The sequence below is a fragment of the Leifsonia sp. GW821-FHT13C05 genome (assembly GCF_058806515.1).
On the sequence record NZ_JBXAPT010000002.1, the window covers coordinates 366,338 to 383,105 of the forward strand.

19 protein-coding genes are annotated in these 16,768 nt (G+C 70.1%); 8 read left to right on the forward strand and 11 right to left on the reverse strand.

Annotated features, from left to right (window positions below):
• Positions 1 to 16: 16 nt before the first annotated feature.
• Together AC1ROC_RS08305 and AC1ROC_RS08310 are read right to left on the reverse strand one after the other, a co-directional pair.
• Positions 17 to 379 carry a hypothetical protein gene (locus AC1ROC_RS08305; RefSeq protein ID WP_085370900.1) on the reverse strand — a complete coding sequence of 121 codons (363 nt, stop codon included), beginning with the start codon at positions 377 to 379 and terminating at the stop codon, positions 17 to 19.
• 50 nt (positions 380 to 429) lie between these two features.
• Positions 430 to 786 carry a sterol carrier family protein gene (locus AC1ROC_RS08310; protein ID WP_492999418.1) on the reverse strand — a complete coding sequence of 119 codons (357 nt, stop codon included), beginning with the start codon at positions 784 to 786 and terminating at the stop codon, positions 430 to 432.
• A gap of 33 nt (positions 787 to 819) precedes the next feature.
• Between AC1ROC_RS08310 and purD the strand changes: the two genes are divergently transcribed.
• A complete protein-coding gene (gene purD, locus AC1ROC_RS08315; RefSeq protein WP_085370898.1) occupies positions 820 to 2,079 on the forward strand; it encodes a phosphoribosylamine--glycine ligase in 1,260 nt (419 codons plus the stop codon).
• A 96-nt stretch (positions 2,080 to 2,175) separates the two neighbouring features.
• Here purD and AC1ROC_RS08320 read toward each other — a convergent pair whose 3' ends face one another.
• On the reverse strand, positions 2,176 to 3,420 hold the full coding sequence (locus AC1ROC_RS08320) for an FAD-binding protein (RefSeq protein WP_085370897.1): 1,245 nt from the start codon (positions 3,418 to 3,420) through the stop codon (positions 2,176 to 2,178).
• A gap of 215 nt (positions 3,421 to 3,635) precedes the next feature.
• Between AC1ROC_RS08320 and AC1ROC_RS08325 the strand changes: the two genes are divergently transcribed.
• Together AC1ROC_RS08325 and AC1ROC_RS08330 are read left to right on the forward strand one after the other, a co-directional pair.
• Positions 3,636 to 4,064 carry a DUF6325 family protein gene (locus tag AC1ROC_RS08325; protein WP_085370896.1) on the forward strand — a complete coding sequence of 143 codons (429 nt, stop codon included), beginning with the start codon at positions 3,636 to 3,638 and terminating at the stop codon, positions 4,062 to 4,064.
• A gap of 8 nt (positions 4,065 to 4,072) precedes the next feature.
• Entirely contained in the window at positions 4,073 to 4,453 is a 381-nt protein-coding gene (locus AC1ROC_RS08330) for an SHOCT domain-containing protein (RefSeq protein ID WP_492999423.1), read from the forward strand.
• Between the two features lie 31 nt (positions 4,454 to 4,484).
• Here AC1ROC_RS08330 and AC1ROC_RS08335 read toward each other — a convergent pair whose 3' ends face one another.
• Positions 4,485 to 4,895 carry a GntR family transcriptional regulator gene (locus AC1ROC_RS08335; RefSeq protein WP_256922097.1) on the reverse strand — a complete coding sequence of 137 codons (411 nt, stop codon included), beginning with the start codon at positions 4,893 to 4,895 and terminating at the stop codon, positions 4,485 to 4,487.
• A gap of 385 nt (positions 4,896 to 5,280) precedes the next feature.
• On the opposite strand from AC1ROC_RS08335, the gene AC1ROC_RS08340 reads away from it, so the two are divergent.
• Positions 5,281 to 6,192: a phosphoribosylaminoimidazolesuccinocarboxamide synthase gene (locus AC1ROC_RS08340; RefSeq protein ID WP_085370894.1), complete on the forward strand. Its 912-nt coding sequence runs from the start codon at positions 5,281 to 5,283 to the stop codon at positions 6,190 to 6,192.
• A 159-nt stretch (positions 6,193 to 6,351) separates the two neighbouring features.
• On the opposite strand, the gene AC1ROC_RS08345 is transcribed toward AC1ROC_RS08340, so the two are convergent.
• Complete coding sequence (locus AC1ROC_RS08345; RefSeq protein ID WP_085370893.1) at positions 6,352 to 8,244, reverse strand: heavy metal translocating P-type ATPase; 1,893 nt, start codon at positions 8,242 to 8,244, stop codon at positions 6,352 to 6,354.
• Positions 8,245 to 8,341: 97 nt separating this feature from the next.
• Between AC1ROC_RS08345 and AC1ROC_RS08350 the strand changes: the two genes are divergently transcribed.
• The gene (locus tag AC1ROC_RS08350) at positions 8,342 to 9,037 is read left to right on the forward strand and encodes an RraA family protein (RefSeq protein ID WP_143466026.1); all 696 of its coding nucleotides are present in this window, start codon (positions 8,342 to 8,344) and stop codon (positions 9,035 to 9,037) included.
• A 12-nt stretch (positions 9,038 to 9,049) separates the two neighbouring features.
• Here AC1ROC_RS08350 and AC1ROC_RS08355 read toward each other — a convergent pair whose 3' ends face one another.
• The gene (locus AC1ROC_RS08355; protein ID WP_085370892.1) at positions 9,050 to 9,610 is read right to left on the reverse strand and encodes a hypothetical protein; all 561 of its coding nucleotides are present in this window, start codon (positions 9,608 to 9,610) and stop codon (positions 9,050 to 9,052) included.
• Between the two features lie 36 nt (positions 9,611 to 9,646).
• Between AC1ROC_RS08355 and AC1ROC_RS08360 the strand changes: the two genes are divergently transcribed.
• Together AC1ROC_RS08360 and AC1ROC_RS08365 are read left to right on the forward strand one after the other, a co-directional pair.
• Complete coding sequence (locus tag AC1ROC_RS08360; RefSeq protein ID WP_085370891.1) at positions 9,647 to 10,252, forward strand: TetR/AcrR family transcriptional regulator; 606 nt, start codon at positions 9,647 to 9,649, stop codon at positions 10,250 to 10,252.
• 42 nt (positions 10,253 to 10,294) lie between these two features.
• On the forward strand, positions 10,295 to 11,167 hold the full coding sequence (locus AC1ROC_RS08365) for a VOC family protein (RefSeq protein ID WP_085370890.1): 873 nt from the start codon (positions 10,295 to 10,297) through the stop codon (positions 11,165 to 11,167).
• Between the two features lie 64 nt (positions 11,168 to 11,231).
• Here the strand turns inward: AC1ROC_RS08365 and AC1ROC_RS08370 are convergent, their stop codons facing one another.
• Both AC1ROC_RS08370 and AC1ROC_RS08375 read right to left on the reverse strand, forming a co-directional pair.
• Positions 11,232 to 12,908 (reverse strand): DHA2 family efflux MFS transporter permease subunit, encoded by a 1,677-nt coding sequence (locus AC1ROC_RS08370; protein WP_085370889.1) that lies wholly within the window; start codon positions 12,906 to 12,908, stop codon positions 11,232 to 11,234.
• A gap of 13 nt (positions 12,909 to 12,921) precedes the next feature.
• Positions 12,922 to 13,503 (reverse strand): PadR family transcriptional regulator, encoded by a 582-nt coding sequence (locus AC1ROC_RS08375; RefSeq protein ID WP_085370888.1) that lies wholly within the window; start codon positions 13,501 to 13,503, stop codon positions 12,922 to 12,924.
• 111 nt (positions 13,504 to 13,614) lie between these two features.
• Here AC1ROC_RS08375 and AC1ROC_RS08380 point away from each other — a divergent pair, with 111 nt between their 5' ends.
• Positions 13,615 to 14,424 carry a FadR/GntR family transcriptional regulator gene (locus AC1ROC_RS08380; protein ID WP_492999434.1) on the forward strand — a complete coding sequence of 270 codons (810 nt, stop codon included), beginning with the start codon at positions 13,615 to 13,617 and terminating at the stop codon, positions 14,422 to 14,424.
• Here AC1ROC_RS08380 and AC1ROC_RS08385 read toward each other — a convergent pair.
• Genes AC1ROC_RS08385 through AC1ROC_RS08395 form a run of 3 tightly spaced genes read right to left on the reverse strand, consistent with a single transcriptional unit; the run spans position 14,409 to position 16,758 of the window.
• A complete protein-coding gene (locus AC1ROC_RS08385; RefSeq protein ID WP_247597176.1) occupies positions 14,409 to 15,245 on the reverse strand; it encodes an amidohydrolase family protein in 837 nt (278 codons plus the stop codon). The two genes, AC1ROC_RS08380 and AC1ROC_RS08385, sit on opposite strands and share 16 nt — an antisense overlap.
• The gene (locus AC1ROC_RS08390; RefSeq protein ID WP_492999437.1) at positions 15,242 to 15,580 is read right to left on the reverse strand and encodes an L-rhamnose mutarotase; all 339 of its coding nucleotides are present in this window, start codon (positions 15,578 to 15,580) and stop codon (positions 15,242 to 15,244) included. The genes AC1ROC_RS08385 and AC1ROC_RS08390 overlap by 4 nt, the downstream gene beginning before the upstream one ends.
• Positions 15,577 to 16,758, reverse strand: coding sequence for a mandelate racemase/muconate lactonizing enzyme family protein (locus tag AC1ROC_RS08395; protein ID WP_168690406.1), 1,182 nt, complete (start codon positions 16,756 to 16,758; stop codon positions 15,577 to 15,579). Before AC1ROC_RS08395 ends, AC1ROC_RS08390 begins: the two co-directional genes overlap by 4 nt.
• Positions 16,759 to 16,768 lie beyond the last annotated feature (10 nt).

Sequence of the window (16,768 nt, forward strand, 5' to 3'; positions counted from 1 at the left end):
AACCCCCTTCAGGGAATTAGCTCTCGATGGATGAGCGGGTGTCAGGTGCGTCGCCATCCCCTGGCTGCTCGCCCTGGGTGGTGCGCACGTCGATTCTATCCGCCTGGACGGTGCGCGCCCGACGGTTCGTCGCACGGTCGAGGATCAGGGCGACGACCGCCCCGATCGTGACCCCGACGGCCACGCCGATCGCCAGCAGGAAGCCGAAGACGCTGCCGCGGTCGTACGTGGGGTTCGCCGGGAACGCGAACGTGAGGATGAGCGCGACGATCGCGAACAGGATCGCCCCGGCCAGCATGAACCGGAAGTAGCGCGGCGACCGCCGCACGAGCACCGAGCTCTCGGTGACCGTGGCCTGCTCGTCGTTCTCCTGACTCATGCATCCATTCTCCCTCACGTTGTCTGGGAGCTCGGACGGGAGGGGCCGCGTCAGAACCGCAGCGGCAGCAGCCCGTCGAGGGATGCGCGCTGACCGGACGCGTGCACGGCATCGGATGCGACGGCGTCGGCCCACGGGGTCGCTCCGCTGGCGAGCGCGAGCCAGGTCGGCGCATCCATCTCCACCACGTTGGGCGGGGTGCCCCTGGTGTGCCGGGGGCCCGGGATGCACTGGGTGGCGCCGAACGGCGGCACCCGCACCTCGACGGTGTTGCCCGGCGCACGCTCGGCGAGCAGCTGCAGGAGGTAGCGCACGGCCATCGCCGTGGTGTTGCGGTCCGCTCCACCCGCCAGTGCTGCACGCACGGCCGGGCCGCCCTCCGCATCCTGGATCTTCGCTCTGGCCATCCCCTTATCCTCGCAGCCTCTACCATTGGTCGCGTGAAGATTCTGGTCCTGGGTTCCGGTGCACGCGAGCACGCCATCGTCACGTCGTTGCTGAGCGAGGAGGCCGATCACCGGATCGTCGTCGCTCCCGGCAACGCGGGGATCGCAGCGGAAGCCGCCGTCGAGCCCGGGCTCGACCCTCTCGACGGCGAGGCGGTCACCGAGTACGCGATCGAGAACGGCATCGAGCTCGTGGTGATCGGTCCGGAGGCCCCCCTCGTCGCCGGTGTCGCCGACCCGCTGCGCACCCGCGGCATCCCGGTGTTCGGCCCGGGCAAGGTCGCGGCGCAGCTCGAAGGGTCGAAGACGTTCGCCAAGCGGATCATGGACGCTGCCGGGGTTCCGACGGGACGCGCGGTGCGCGCATCCACGTTGGCGGAGGCGGAGAGCGCGCTGGACACGTTCGGTGCTCCGTACGTGGTGAAGGCGGACGGCCTGGCGGCGGGCAAGGGCGTGCTGGTCACCTCCGACCGCGAGGCGGCCGTCGCCCACGCGACCCACTGGCTCGGCCACGGCGGCGTGCTGATCGAGGAGTTCCTCGACGGCCAGGAGGTGTCCCTCTTCCTGGTGAGCGACGGACACAACGTGCTGCCGCTGTCGCCCGCGCAGGACTACAAGCGGCTGCTCGACGGCGACGGCGGACCGAACACGGGCGGGATGGGCGCGTACTCGCCGCTGCCGTGGCTACCGGAGAACTTCGTCGACGAGGTCATCGACACGGTCGCCCTGCCGACCGTGCGCCAGCTGGCGAAGGAGCAGACGCCGTTCATCGGCCTGCTCTACTGCGGGCTCATCATGACGAGCCGCGGCATCCGGGTGATCGAGTTCAACGCGCGATTCGGCGACCCGGAGACGCAGGTGGTGCTGCCCCGGCTCGTGACGCCGCTGTCGTCGCTGCTGTTCGCCGCGGCGACCGGCGCGCTGGCCGGAGTGCCACGTCCGGAGTTCGCGCTCGACACCGCCGTGACCGTGGTGCTCGCCAGCGAGGGATACCCGGAGGCGCCGCAGATCGGGCGGCCGATCACCGGGCTGGATGAGGCGGCGCGCGTCCCCGAGGTGACCATCGCGCACGCCGCGACGGCCCGCGACGAGGAGACGGGCGCGCTGCTCGCGACCGGCGGGCGCGTGCTCAGCGTCGTCGCCCGCGGCACCACGTTCGCCGAGGCCCGCGCCCGGGCGTACGAGGCGGTCGCGCTCATCGAGCTTCCCGGCTCGCACTTCCGCACCGACATCGCCGCCCGCGTCGCCGACTGACCGCGCCCACTCCATTCCCAAATAATCGAGTCCGAAGTTGTTCACGGTTCGACACGGCGTGTCGCGTGAATAACTTCGGACTCGATTTTTTTGGGGTCAGCCGAGGAGGCGCGTGACGAAGGCGTTGCGGAAGGTGCCAGCGGGGTCGAAGGAGGCGGCGAGGTCGCGGAACGCGTCGAGGCGCGGGTAGAGGCCGGGGACGACGCCGTCGACGTCGAGGTAGAGCTTTCCCCAGTGCGGGCGGGCGCCCAGCGGCAACAGCGCTGCTTCGAGCGCCGGCAGGATCGCCTCGACGCCCTCCTGATCGCGCAGCCAGGTGAAGTGCAGGCCGACCGCATCCGTGCCGGACGCGCTCGACAGCCACAGCTCGTCGGCCGCGACCGTGCGGATCTCGCTGATCTGCAGCAGGGGCGCGATGAGCGGACCCAGCTCGCGCACGGCGGCGATCGCGGCGACGGCGTTGGCGCGCGGCACCAGGTACTCCGACTGGATCTCCGCACCGTTCGACGGCGTGAACTCGAACCGGAAGTGCGGCAGCCGCTCGCTCCACGGACCGAAGACGCCGAGCTGCTCCGTGGTGTTGCGCACATCCATCGTCGCGATCATGTGGCGGGCCTCGGTGAGCGCCGTCGCTCCGAAGAAGTCGTCGCCGATCTCGGTCCGATCGTCCGCGCGCTCCTTGAGCCAGGCGAGGCTGACCGCGTCTTCCGCCCAGTCGGTGAAGAGGGAGACGCTGTATGCGGCCGAGGTGACCTCGTCGAACCGGTCGAGCACCGCATCCCACGGCAGGCCGCCGAACAGCCGCTGCCGCACGTCGAACGTCGGCCGGATGTCGATGGTCACCTCGGTGACGATGCCCAGCGCGCCGAGCGAGACCACGGCGCCGTCGAATCCGGGGTCGCCCCGGCGCAGCTCGACCAGCTCGCCGTCCGCCCGCAGGATGCGCAGCCCGCTGACGCCGGTGGCCAGGTTGCCGTTCCTGTCGCCCGAGCCGTGCGTCGCGGTCGCGATGGCTCCTGCGACGGAGATGTGCGGGAGGGAGGCGAGGTTGTGCAGCGCCCATCCGGCGTTCTGCAGTTCGCGGGCGAGGTCGCCGTAGCGCACGCCGCCGCCGACCGTGACCGTGGAGGCCGCCTCGTCGATCCGGATCGCGGACGGAAGGCCCGCCGTGCTCACGAGCAGACGGTCGTCGTCGGCGAGGTCGTTGAAGGAGTGGCGGCTGCCGAGTGCGCGCACCGATTCGGCGCCGAGCACCAGTTCGCGCAGTTCGTCCAGAGAACGTGGATGCGCGATGCGCTCCGCCCTGTACGTGTAGTTTCCTGCCCAGTTCTGTTCGGTCACCGTGGTCCTTCCTCGCACCGTCTCGTGTACAGCGTTGCCCAGTCTGACACCGATGAGAACGTCGCCTCTGCGAAATATGCCGCTAACCATGAGGAAAAGTTTCCAATCCCGGAGGCTCTCCCCCTCCAGGACGCGGAAAGCCATCATTGTGCCGCTCTCACCCCCGCGAGTAGCGTGACGCCTGTCGGGATGATCCGGCACGGAGGGAGTACAACGTGACCGAGTTCGAGTACGGCCCCGCTGAGTTCATCGTGGCGCAGTTCGACGGCGATCGCCCGTCGCCCGGCGTCGTGCAGGCCATCGTCGACCTGATCGGTTCCGGAAGCGTGCGCATCCTCGACCTCGTCTTCGTCTCCCGCTCGCTGAGCGGCGAGGTCGACATCGTCGAGTTCGAGGATGTCGGCGACGAATACGGCCTCACCGAGATCACGCTCGAAGCGAGCGGGATCGCGGGCACCGAGGATGTCGACGACATCGCCGACCTGATCGAGCCGGGCACCTCCGGCGCGATCCTGGTCATCGAGCACACCTGGGCGAAAGACCTCGCCAGCAAGTTCTTCGCCGCGGGCGGCAGCGTCGTCCACGCCGAGCGCATCCCCGCTCCCGTGGTCAACGCCGTTCTCACCGAAGCGTCGGAAGAGTAGGAGACATCATGCCATTACGTCGAGTAGGCCGTCCGGGACTCCTCGGGCTGGCCGCACGCACCGCCGTCGTCGCAGGCACGGCCACCGCCGTCAGCGGCGGGATGCAGCGTCGCCAGCAGGACAGGGCGATGGAGGAGCAGCAGGCCGCCGACTACCAGGCCCAGCAGCAGCAGGCGCAGATGGATGCGGCCGCCCAGCAGGCCGTCGCGCAACAGCAGGCCCAGCAGCAGGCCCAGTGGCAGGCGCAGCAGCAGGCGGCGCCCGCCGCACCAGCCGCGCCCGCCGGTGGCGACATGATGGCGCAGCTGCAGCAGCTCGCCGCACTGCACGCGCAGGGCATCCTGTCGGACGACGAGTTCTCGGCGGCGAAGGCCAAGCTGCTGAGCTGACCGAGGCGTCAGCAACTCCGTCCGTGACGACTCACGGGCGTCCCGCCCGCCTGTCTCCACCCTCGTGGGAGACCGCGTCGATCCATTGCTCAAGATCCTGCAGTTCGAGACCCAGTATCCAGATCTCGCGCAGCATGGGACGAATGTAGTTGTCGAGGAGTGCTGCACGGCGTCGTGCAAGGATCCCGTCGCGCGCTCCGGATGCAACCACCATCCCAATTCCTCGGCGCTTTTCGAGAACCCCGTCCGCCACCAGGAGGGCAGCCCCACGCTGGGCGGTCGCCGGGTTAACCCCGAGGGTCGCGGCGAGACTATTGGTAGACGGAGTGAAGTCACCCTCGACTAGCTCGCCTCGCAGGATCGAGTTTTCGATAGTCGTAGCAATTTTGACGAAGAGAGCCCGGCCGCTAAACGGCATCGACTCCTCCATGGTCTCGGTCATCGGGATCAACTAATGCGGTCGGCCGCAGCATGAAGGGTAGGCAGAGCCTCCATGAGCCCAATTTGATCGGTCACCGGGAACGGGTATATCAGGTCGTAGATCTCAGCGATCTCCTCTCCGTAGAGATCATCTCCCGAAGGAGGCGCTGATACTGATGCATCCTGAAGCATTCGTTAAGCATTTCATATGAGATAGCTTAAGTACAAAACGCTAAATGTATGCGTTGTTGCCAATCGCGTTAGCGGTCGGTGAAGATTCCCCAGGCTTGGGCCGAACGGCGACGACCGGTCTGCTCGCGTCAGAGACAGCGACGTGGCCGAGCCAACCACGAGCACCACTGCTCAACTGGGGAAACACTCCTGCGGCCAGCCCGTACGATGGACGCGTGACATCCTCCGCCTCCCTCGCCGACTGGTCGCACGTCTACTCCGGCAAGGTCCGCGACCTCTACGTCCCCGCCGGGCGCTCCGGCCTCGACGACACGGACGCGGTCCTCGTCGTCGCGAGCGACAGGGTCAGCGCGTTCGACCACGTGCTCGAGCCGGGCATCCCCGGCAAGGGCGAGTTGCTGACCACGCTCAGCCTGTGGTGGTTCGACCAGCTGACCGAGGTGCCGAACCACCTGATCCCGGACCATGTCCTCGACGGCGAGAAGGCGATCGAGCGCATCCCGGCCGAAGTCGTCGGGCGGGCGATGCTGGTGAAGCCGCTCGACATGTTCCCGGTGGAGTGCGTCGTGCGCGGCTATCTCACCGGCAGCGGCTGGCTGGAGTACCAGCAGACCCAGAGCGTGTGCGGTGTGCCACTGCCCGCCGGCCTGACCGACGGCGACCGCCTGCCCGAGCCGATCTACACCCCGGCCTGGAAAGCCCCGCTCGGCGAGCACGACGAGAACATCAGCTTCGAGCGCACGGTCGAGCTGGTCGGCGCCGAGGTCGCGGAGGAGCTGCGGAGGCTCTCCCTCCTCATCTACACGGGCGCGTCCGAGATCGCCGAGAAGCGCGGCGTGATCATCGCCGACACCAAATTCGAGTTCGGCGCAGACCGCGACACCGGCGAGATCACCCTCGCCGACGAGGTGCTCACCAGCGATTCCAGCCGGTACTGGGATGCGGTGGCCTACGCCTCCGGCACCACCCCGCGCGAGCGCATGGCCAGCTTCGACAAGCAGATCGTGCGCGACTGGCTCAGCGCCAACTGGGACAAGACGGGAACGCCGCCCGAGCTGCCCGCCGACATCGTCGAGCGCACGGCCGCCCGCTACCGCGAGCTCCTCGAGCGGCTCACGCGGGCGTAGCCGCCGCGCGGCTCGCCGCGCGCCTCGCGACGAGATGCCAGTATCTGTCGCGCATCCCGGGCGTTTCGCAACAGTTAGTGGCATCTCGCCGTGGGGTGGGTGTGGCGCGGGCGCAGCCCAGGGCCGCCCAGGACCAGGGCCGGGGCCGGGGCCGGCGCATCAGCGCGCGGCGCGGACGGGGCGCGGGTCGGCGAGGGAGGCCGTGGCGGGAGCCGCGCGCGCGTCCAGCCGGCCGCCGATCGCACGAAGCGCGGCGAGGATGGTGGCGAGGTCGACCACCTCTTGGATGAGCGCGCCCGCGGTCGCCGGGATGAACCCGAACGCCGCGATCAGCATCAGCACCACGGAGACCGCGATGCCGAGCCAGATGCTCTGCAGCGCGATCCTGACCGTGTCCTTCCCGAACTGCACGGCGCGGGCGACGCCGGAGATGTCGTCCACCAGGATCACTGCGTCGGCCGACTCGCTCGCCGCCGTCGCCCCCTTCGCGCCCATCGCGACGCCCACATCGGCCGCCGCCAGCACCGGGGCGTCGTTCACGCCGTCTCCGACCATGATCACCGGGCGTTCCGCGATGGCGGCCACCTCCGCGACCTTGTCGGCGGGCAGGCACTCGGCGCGCACCCGGGTGACGCCGAGTTCTGCGGCGATGTGCGACGCCGTCTCCTGCGCGTCGCCCGTCAGGATCATCGTGCGGGTGACACCCAGCTCGGCGAGCCGGGCGATCGTCGCCTTCGCGTTCGCGCGCAGCCGGTCGCGGGCGAGGATCGCACCGGCGTATAGTCCGTCGATCGCCACGTACACGGCCAGCTCGCCGGGCGCGATGTCCGTGCGGCGCGCATCCGGGGCGTGGGCGGCGACGAACGCGAACTTGCCCACCACCACCTCCCTGCCCTGGATGCGGGCGACCACCCCGTTCGTGGCCGCCTCCTCCGCCCACTCCGCCTCGTGCAGCGGCAGCCCTCTCTCCCTGGCGGCGTCGATCATCGCCGCGGCGAGGACGTGCGACGAGTACTGCTCGGCGCTCGCTACCGCGCCGAGCACCTCGGCGGAGGTGAACGGCGCCTCGACCCTGACCTCGGTGAGAGCGGGCGTCCCATAGGTGAGCGTGCCCGTCTTGTCGAACACCGCCGTGCGAGCCCGCGACAGCGACTCCAGCACTCCGCCGCTCTTGACGATGATGCCGTTGCGCGCCGCCCGGCTCATCCCGCCGATGAACGCGACAGGAGCGGCGATCAGCAGTGGGCACGGGGTAGCGAGCACGAGCACCTCCGCGAACCGCACCGGATCCCCGCTGACCGCCCAGGCGATGGCGCCGAGCGCGAGAGAGAACACGGTGAACGGCACGGCGTAGCGGTCGGCCAGCCGCACGACCGGCGCCTTGCTCTCGGCCGCCTGCGCCACGAGCGCGACGATCTGCTGGTACTGGCTGGCCGATGCGGTCTCCGTCGCACGCAGCTCGACCGCCGCGTTCCCGTTGACCACCCCGCTGAGGATGGTGTCGCCCTCGTGCTTCTCGACCGGGATGCTCTCCCCCGTGATCGACGACTCGTCCACCGTGGTCTCCGCCGAGAGCAGCACGCCGTCCACCGGCACGATCTCGGACGGACGCACGAGCAGCACGTCCCCGGCGCGCACCTCGTCGATGTGCACGTCCTGGTACCCGCGGCCCTGGACAGCGCGGTGGGCGAGCTGCGGCGCCCTGGTGAGCAGCGCATCCAGTTCTCGCTTGGCCCGCTGGTTGGCGTAGTCCTCCAGGGCGTCGCCGCCGGTGAGCATGAGCACCACGACCAGGGCAGCGACGTACTCGCCGACGAGCACCGTGGACACGATGGCGGTCACGGCCAGGATGTCGAGGCCGAACTCGCGCCGCAGCATCGCGCGGACCATCCCCACCGCCTGCCACGCGGCGATCACGAGCGAGTACGCGCTGAACAGCCACTGCACGGTCCAGCCGGCGCCGGTCGCGGCCAGCGCGATCCCGACCACGCCGATGACGACGGTGAGCGTGACCACCCAGTAGCGCCGGGCGAGACCGAGGACGCGGGACATGCGGCCAGTCTTGCCCACGATCCGCCGCCGCGCCAGGGCCGGTGGTCGCACGCGTCCATGCCGCTGCCCGCATACGGACGGGACTAGGTTCAAACGCATGGACATGGACGAACTCAGCGAGCCGCTCCCCACCGCCGCCATCGCGGACGCCGCCGTGCGGCTCGGAATCCGGGTCTCCGCCGCCCCGGCGGCCCTGATCCCGCTGCTCCCCGGCACGGCGTTCGCCGGACCGGCGGCGCCCGTCACGCACCTCGGAAGCGTGGATGTGCTGCTCGAGACCATCGACGACGCCCCGCCCGGCGCGGTGCTCGTGGTCGACAACGGCGGCCGGCACGACGAGGCCTGCGTCGGCGACCTCATGCTGCTCGAAGCCCGGGAGGCCGGGATGCGCGGAGCGGTCATCTGGGGACGCCACCGCGACACCGCGCAACTTCGCGAGATCGGTCTGCCGGTGTTCAGCCTCGGTGCGTACCCGTTCGGACCGCGGCGGGTGCCGCCCGCCGGCCGGGCGATGCGGAGCGCGTACCTCGACGGCGTGCCCGTCGGCGCAGGCGACTGGATCGTCGCGGACGACGACGGCGTGCTGGTGGTGGGGCAGGACCGGCGCGAGGAGCTCGTGGCGACGGCGGTGCGCATCCAGTCGGTGGAGGGCGAGCAGTCGCAGCGGATGCGCGCAGGGGCGTCGCTGCGCGATCAGCTGGACTTCGCCGAGTACCGCCGCAGGCAGGCCGCCGACCCAGAACTCACGCTGCGGCGCTACCTACAGGAGACCGGCGGCGCGATCGAGACCTGACGACCGCCTGCGTCAGCGCGCAGGCTGGCCCGTGCGCTTCTGCCCGTCCGAGCCCGGCCAGATCGTGTAGCTGATCGGCCAGATCGCGGCGATGCCGAGGATCAGCGTCAGCGTGCCCAGCCAGGCGCTGAGCGCCGCGGTGCGGGCCTCGTCGCCGACCACCAGGATCGCTGCGAGCAGCAGGGCGCAGGCGATCGCCCAGGCGATGACGGTCTGACCGAACACCTTCCACTCGTGCAGCACGCGCCGCCGCCCGCCTTTCGGGATGCGCTCCGGCGCCGGGGCGCCGTCGTAGCGGTGCGCGAACCGCGCATCCATGCGGCTGATGATGCCGCGCCCGAAGGCCACGGAGAAGCCGAGGTATGCGGCGGCGAGCCCGTGCGCCCACTCGGCCGTCGCCCCTCCGGCGAGGTCGGCGACGGTCGCGGCGAGGAGCACCAGGTCGGCGACGGGCACGAGCACCAGGAGCACGGAGCCGAGGCGGCGGCGGCGCAGGGCGTAGCGGGCGAGCAGGCCGCCGAGCAGGAAGACCCAGAACAGGATCTCGCAGGCGACGATGACGAAGACGAGCATGGTCCATGTCTAGCACATTTGTACTAGAGTGGGGTCATGCGGACCACAGAGACCCCGGACGAACGCCGCCGCGACATCGGTGAGGCCGTCTGGCGCATCATCCGGCGCGACGGCATCAACGCCGTGAGCACGCGCACCGTCGCCGCGGAGGCCGGGATGGCCCTCGGCTCGCTGCGGCACTACTTCCCGCGGCAGCCGGACGCCGTCGCCTTCGCCATGCGACTCGTCATCGAGCGGGCCACCGGCCGCATCCAGAGCATCATCGCGGACGCGGGTGACGCCGGACCGGACGGGCTCGCCCTGCTGGAGCAGTTCCTGCCGCTCGACGACGACCGCAGGGAGGAGATGGAAGTCTGGCTGGTCTTCGCGGGGGCGGCCATCGCCGACGACGAGCTCGCGCCGGTGAAGCGCGAGTCCGACGCCGCGATGCTCGACCTCATCCGGCAGGTGGTGGCGGCGAGCGCTCCGGACGACGTTCCCGCCGCGCGCATCCAGCGGGAGGCCGACCGGATGCGGGCGCTGATCGACGGCCTGGCCGCCCACCTCGTCGGGAGACACCCGGCACTGACGCCGGAGTCGGCGCGCTCGATCCTGGCCGAGGACTACCGGCGGCTGTGGGAGCGACCGAGCCCCGGGGAGTGAAGTTCTGAAATATATTCAGGCCCGCCAGCGTTGTAGAACGCCATGACCGACCTCCTTCCCGCCGACTCCGCGATGGGTGCGGTGACGCTCCGCGTCGCCGACCTCGACGCCATGACCACCTACTACCGCGACGCCGTGACCCTGAGCGTGCTCGCACAGGAGGGCGGCAGGACCATCCTGGGACGCGGCAGCACCCCCGTCGTGATCCTGGAGCACGCCCCCGAGCTGCGCCACGCCGGGCCGCGCGACGCCGGGCTGTTCCACACGGCCATCCTGTTCGACACGGAGGAGACGCTCGCCGCCGCGGTGTACTCGGTCGCCCGCCGCGCGCCAGGCACGTTCACCGGCAGCGCCGACCACCTCGTCAGCAAGGCCTTCTACTTCACCGACCCGGAGGGCAACGGCGTCGAGCTGTACTGGGACCGCGACCGCAGCCAGTGGAGCTGGACCCACGGCCAGGTCGAGATGGCGACCCTCTACCTCGACCCGAACGGCTTCCTCGGCGAGCACCTCACCGAGCGGGCCGCGACCCTGGCCGACGCGGCAGGAGACGAGCGCATCGGCGACGCGGTCGTCGGCCACGTGCACCTCTCGGTCGGGGATGTGGCCTCCGCTCGCGCGTTCTACGTCGACCGCCTCGGCTTCGAGGCGACGGCGACGCTGGGCGACCAGGCGCTGTTCGTCAGCGCGGGCGGCTACCACCACCACATGGCCATGAACACCTGGAACAGCAGGGGCGCCGGCCCGCGACGCCTCGCACTCGGACTCGGCGAGGTCGAGATCCACGTGCCCACCGCCGACGACCTCGGCGAACTCACCGAGCGCATGCGGCACTACGGCGTGCAGACCCGCGACGACGGGCGCTCCGTGGCGTTCGACGACCCGTGGGCCAACGCCGTGCGCGTCGTCGCCTGACCCGTTAACGGCGCAACCGCCCGTCCCGGCGTGGGGCGAGCGGCTGCGGGATGCGCGGTCGGCGTCAGTCGACGACGGGCGCTGCGTGCGCTCCGTGCGGCGGTTCCTCGCCGGAGGCGAGGCCGGTCGCGGGAGGGACGTCCGCGGCGTGCGAGCCGTGCTGGACGGCATCCACCGGCACCGGCGCGGCGTGCGAGCCGTGCGACGCAGCGCCGACAGGAGCAGGGGCCTCGGCGGGCGCACCGGCAGCAGCCGCGGCTCCCGGACCCCACGCCGGCGGCTTGGGCCGCTCCCACCACACGACGATGAGCGCACCGAGGAACGCGACGGCAGCAGGCAGGAGCAGCGCCTCCGACATGGCCTGGGTGAACCCGGCGTGCAGGAAGGTCGGCAGCTCGGTTCCCGCTCCAGCCTCGGTCGGCGTTCCGCCCGGCGCCTTGGGCAGGTCGACGGCGAGACGGCTCGAGATGAGGGCGGCGATGGATGCGCTGCCCAGCACCGCGCCGATCTGACGGGTGGTGTTGTACACGCCGGAACCGGCGCCGGCCTGGTTCATCGGCAGGTTGCGGGTGACGGTCGTGGAGATCGGACCCCAGACGCCCGACATCGCGATGCCGAGCGTGGCGCTCGGTGCGAGCAGCCACCAGATCGACACATCCGGTGTCAGCAGGCGCGAATACCAGAACAGCGACAGCGCGAACAGCACGAGTCCGGTGGTGGCGAAGTAGCGCGGGTTGATCCGGTCGATCAGCTTGCCGACGAACGGCGCCAGCACACCGGAGAAGACCGCCATCGGGGCGAGCATCAGAGCCGACTGGGTCGGGGTCAGACCGCGGACCGTCTGGAAGTAGAACACGAGAGGCAGCGCCATGCAGGTCACCGCGAAGCCGACGGTGGTGATCGCGGCGTTCGAGAGCGAGAAGTTGCGGTCGCGGAACAGCTTCAGCGGCAGCAGCGGCTCCTTCTTGTTGAACGCCTGCCAGACGACGAACGCGATCAGCACGACGATGCCCGAGATGATCAGGCCCCAGACGGTGATCGGGCCGGTGATGGTGCCCCAGTCGTACGTGCCGCCCTCCTGGATGCCGAACACCAGCAGGAACATGCCGACGCCGCTCAGGACGACGCCGAGGATGTCGAAGCTGTGCGAGTGCGTCGGCAGCTTCGGCACGAGCCGGGCGGCCAGGATGAACGCGACGACGCCCACGGGCACGTTGATGAAGAAGATCCACTCCCAGCCGAGGCCGTCGACGAGCACGCCGCCGAGCAGCGGGCCGATCAGGGTGGCGACGCCGGCGACGGCGCCCCACAGCCCCATCGCAGCACCGCGGCGGTCCGGCGGGAAGATGCGGGTGATGACGGCCATCGTCTGCGGCGTCATCAGCGCGGCGCCGAGACCCTGCACGACCCTGGCCGTGATGAGCATCCCGATGCCGCCGCCCGGCATGACACCGGAGAAGCCACACCAGGCGGAGGCGAGCGTGAAGATCACGAGGCCGATGAGGTAGAGGTTCTTCGGGCCGAAGCGGTCACCGAGACGACCGGTGATGAGCAGAGGGACGGCGTAGGCGAGGAGGTAGGCGCTGGTCACCCAGATGACCGCGTTGTAGTCGGTGCCGAGGTCGAGGCCCTTCATGATCGCCGGGTTGGCGACCGACACGATGGTCGTGTCGATGAGGATCATGAAGAACCCGATGACCAGGGCCCACAGTGCGGGCCACGGCTTCAGTTCTTTTTCCATGGAAGTGTTCCTGTCAGTGATGCTTCTCCTCGGACCAGGACAGTTCGCCTGATACGAGGTCGTCGATGAGGGATTCCAGCCAGGTCGCTTCGACCTCGCTGATGGCCCTGCTGTACTGCACGTTGATCCAGTACTTGCGCGGCAGCCGTTTGGCCTCCAGGTCGGCGATCCCCGCATCCATCGACGCCAGGTCGGCGCGGATGAGCGCGACCCTGTTGCGTAGGAGCTGGATGACGGACTCGACGGGAAGGTTGTGCGACTCGCCCAGGGCGAGCGGGAACTCCGGGTATTCGTTGATGGGCGTCGCGAGGATTTCCGCGACCCGTTCGGTGAGCACGAGATAGCCGCTCTCAGTGATCTCGTACGTGGTGCGCTCCGGCCTGTTGCCTTCGCGCTCTGTTCCGATCGCACGCACCAGCCCCTGCCCGGCGAGCCGGTCGACGGTGTGGTACAGCGACCCGGGCCGCACCTTGACCACGCGTTCCTCCGAGCGCTGCACCAGGGTCTGGTACATCTCGTACGGATGCATCGGTCGCTCGACGAGCAGCGCGAGGGCTGCGACGCCGAGCGGCGTGAGCGTGGTGGTGGGGGGCATGTGTGGTGGGACCCTTGGTATTCCTGGCTGATTATTCCTTGAGGAATATACGGCGTGGACTAAGGCAATGTCAACCCCCGGCGGCCGGACAGGCGAGCTAAGGTCATACGTATGGCGCTTGACTCACATTCGGCGGCCCGCCTCATCCCGCAGCGGCTCCCCGCCGCCCGGCTCGGCGTGGCCGTGGTCGCCGAGCTGGTCGAGCTGATCGTCACCGGACAGCTCAACGAGGGCGACCTCCTGCCGCCCGAGGGACCGCTCAGCGAGCACTTCGGCGTGAGCCGCACGGTGCTGCGCGAGTCGGTCAAGCGGCTGGAGGAGAAGGGCCTCGTCATCGTCTCCCAGGGGCGGGGCACGCAGGTGCTCGCTCCCGGGTACTGGAACATGCTCGATCCCGTGGTGCTGTCCGCGCTGATCGACAACGACGAGAGCGTCGGCGTGCTCGACGAGCTGACCGTGGTGCGGGCGAGCCTGGAATCCGCGATGGCCGGCGCCGTCGCGGAGACGCACACCTCCGAGGAGCTGCGCCGGCTGAACAACGCGCTCACGGCGATGCGCGAGAGCGAGTCCGAGACGGACTCGTTCCGTCAGGCCGACGTGGTCTTCCACTACGCGCTGATGGAGATCTCGGGGAACCGGCTGGCGGAGAACATCGCCAAGCACCTCTACAAGCGCGCCGTCGAGTCCAGCCGCTACCAGGGCATCAACCCCCCGGATGCTGTGGCGCTGACCCTGGATGAGCACGCGGCCATCGTCGAGGCGATCGAGCGCAAAGACGTCCAGGGGGCGCAGAAGGCGATGCACGACCACATCCACATCTCGTGGGAGCGCCGCCGCCTTCCCGACCACGCACCGCGCAGCCGGGCGAGCCAGAAAGGGCAGCCGGGCCAGAAGGCGCAGCGCGCTCAGGCGAGCGAGTAGGCCTCCCGCGCCGTCCCACCGAACACGCGGTCGCGCTCTGCGGCGGAGAGACCGTCGAGAAGTGTCTCCACCGCGGCGATCCACGCCGGGGCTCCCCCGCCGAGCTCGGCGAGCGGCCAGTCGGAGCCGTACATCAGCCGGGAAGGGCCGAAGGCGTCGAGCGCGACGTCGACCACCGGAGCGAGGTCGCGCGCCGTCCAGGATCCTGCCGCGAGCCCGGAGCTGAGCCCGGACAGCTTCGCCGTCACGTTCGGACGCCGGGCCAGTTCGCGCAGCCCGGCCGCCCACTCGCCGAGGTCGCCTCCCGGAGCAGGAGGGCCGCCGAGGTGATCGAGCACGAACCGCATCCCGTCGTGGCGGTCGGCCAGCCGGGCCGCCTGGCCCAGCTGCCAGTCGCGCACCACGAGGTCGAAGCTCAGCCGCTCGGCTTCGAGGGCCGCCATCCCCCGGCCGACCTCCTCGCGCGACAGCCACTCCGGGTCCGGGTCGATGTGCGCGAGGTGCCTGATCCCGACTACCGGGGTTGCACCGCCCATCCGGATGCGGTCGAGCTGCCCCCGAATGTCGCCCGCCAGGTCCACCCAGGCGACGAGTCCCGCGATGACGGGCGAGGCGAGCCGTGCAAGCCGGACGCTCTCGTCCAGGCTGTTGCTCGCCTGCACGACGATCGCGCTCCGCACCCCCGTGCTCGCGAGCATGGCGGTCAGCTCGTCCGCACCGAAGTCGCGGTCGATGGCCTGCATCGTCTGCGGGTCGATCCAGTCCTGCGGGTCGGTCGTGCGGTCCCACAGGTGCACGTGCGCGTCGATGCGACCGCTCACGCGAGGTGCCAGATCTCGTCGATGGGCTGCCACAGCGCGCCCTCGGCGCGCTCCTCCGCGATCCTCACCTGGCACGGGTCGGTGTGCGTCCACCACTCCTGCGAGACGGGATCGGCGGCGATGCGCTCCATATCGGCGTCGTGGTCGTCTCCGACGTACTCGTAGTACGCGAAGAGCGTGTCTCCGAAGAGGAAGATGCTGTAGTTGCGGATGCCGCACTCCGTCATCTTCGCCTCGACGCCCGGCCAGACGGCGCGGTGCAGTTCGAGATACTCCTCGCGCTTCTCCGGCCGGACCCCGACCACGAGCGCCCTGCGCTCCGGCGTGGCGCTCACGAGACCGGCCTCAGCGGGTTCACCGGCACGTCGATCACGTCCGGCTCGGCGACGAGCCGCAGCGCCGCGCGTTCGGGCCGGATGTGCGGACCGGACGCCGACGAGAGGACAGGGCTCGGAACGGAGGACGTCAGCAACGCCTCGTCGACGATGATCCCGATGCCCGGCCGGTCGCCCAGCACGATCCCGCCGTCGTCGAACTCCTGATCGACGTCCAGGCCGACCGGGAAGTGCAGATCCTGCACCTCGTGCGTCAGCAGGTTCGGGATGGCCGCGGCGGCGTGCGCGGCCGGGTTCGCGTTGTACGCGACAGGGCTCACCGGCAGGTCCCGTCCGTGCGCCAGCGTCGCGACGCGGAGCAGGTGGGTAATGCCCCACACGTTGCCCACCTGCACGATGTCGACGGCGTTCGCGTCGAGCAGCGGCCGGTACTGTTCCAGCCCGGTGAGGTTCTCCCCGCTGGCGATCGCCGCGCGGACCTTGCCGCGGAGCGCCGCCATCCCGGCCGCGTCCCAGCGCCGCAGCGGCTCCTCCACCCAGGTGAGGTCCATCCGCTCCTCGATCGCCGACAGGAACCGCGCGGCCTGCGCGTGGTTCCACGACTCGTTCACGTCGAACATGATGGCCGGCCTGCGGGAGTTGCGGCTGAGCGTGTCCCGCAGGATCTCCAGGCGGGGCAGGTCGCGGTCGAGGTCACGGCCGCCCTTGAGCTTGCCTGCCTTGAAGCCGCGATCGGCGAACTGCTCGTAGAGAGCGGCGACCTCCTCGTCGGACAGGCCGTACTCCAGCCCGGAGGCGTAGCCGGGCACGAATCGCTCGCGCGCGCCGAGCATCCGCCAGAGCGGTTCGTCCGCCGCCTTCGCCTTGAGGTCCCAGAGGGCCATGTCGATGGCGCCGATCGTGCCGAAGGTCGAGCCCGAGTGACCGGCTTTGAACACCCAGTCGAGCATCCGGTCGTAGAGGGCGACCACCGAGCGAGGGTCCTCTCCCTCCACGGCGGGGAACACGCGCGCGATGTCGCTGTGCGCCCCGAGGCCGACGCCCTCGATGCCGGCGTCCGTCTCGATGATGAGGACGGGGACGGGTGTGGTGTTCCCGCTCTGCACGCCGTTGACGTCGCCGGTGACCCTCCCCCAGTCGTGGACGGTCGAGAGGCTGCGATATCCGGTGATCTTCATCGGTGGTACT

Excerpts from the sequence above, each read along its gene's own strand:
- AC1ROC_RS08345 (WP_085370893.1), bottom strand. The coding sequence starts at position 8,244 with ATGTCCCGCGTCCTCGGTCTCGCCCGGCGCTACTGGGTGGTCACGCTC.
- AC1ROC_RS08365 (WP_085370890.1), top strand. The coding sequence starts at position 10,295 with ATGACCGACCTCCTTCCCGCCGACTCCGCGATGGGTGCGGTGACGCTC.
- AC1ROC_RS08330 (WP_492999423.1), top strand. The coding sequence starts at position 4,073 with ATGCCATTACGTCGAGTAGGCCGTCCGGGACTCCTCGGGCTGGCCGCA.
- AC1ROC_RS08380 (WP_492999434.1), top strand. The coding sequence starts at position 13,615 with ATGGCGCTTGACTCACATTCGGCGGCCCGCCTCATCCCGCAGCGGCTC.
- AC1ROC_RS08305 (WP_085370900.1), bottom strand. The coding sequence starts at position 379 with ATGAGTCAGGAGAACGACGAGCAGGCCACGGTCACCGAGAGCTCGGTG.
- AC1ROC_RS08375 (WP_085370888.1), bottom strand. The coding sequence starts at position 13,503 with ATGCCCCCCACCACCACGCTCACGCCGCTCGGCGTCGCAGCCCTCGCG.
- AC1ROC_RS08395 (WP_168690406.1), bottom strand. The coding sequence starts at position 16,758 with ATGAAGATCACCGGATATCGCAGCCTCTCGACCGTCCACGACTGGGGG.
- AC1ROC_RS08310 (WP_492999418.1), bottom strand. The coding sequence starts at position 786 with ATGGCCAGAGCGAAGATCCAGGATGCGGAGGGCGGCCCGGCCGTGCGT.
- AC1ROC_RS08360 (WP_085370891.1), top strand. The coding sequence starts at position 9,647 with ATGCGGACCACAGAGACCCCGGACGAACGCCGCCGCGACATCGGTGAG.
- AC1ROC_RS08350 (WP_143466026.1), top strand. The coding sequence starts at position 8,342 with ATGGACATGGACGAACTCAGCGAGCCGCTCCCCACCGCCGCCATCGCG.
- AC1ROC_RS08355 (WP_085370892.1), bottom strand. The coding sequence starts at position 9,610 with ATGCTCGTCTTCGTCATCGTCGCCTGCGAGATCCTGTTCTGGGTCTTC.
- AC1ROC_RS08370 (WP_085370889.1), bottom strand. The coding sequence starts at position 12,908 with ATGGAAAAAGAACTGAAGCCGTGGCCCGCACTGTGGGCCCTGGTCATC.
- AC1ROC_RS08335 (WP_256922097.1), bottom strand. The coding sequence starts at position 4,895 with ATGACCGAGACCATGGAGGAGTCGATGCCGTTTAGCGGCCGGGCTCTC.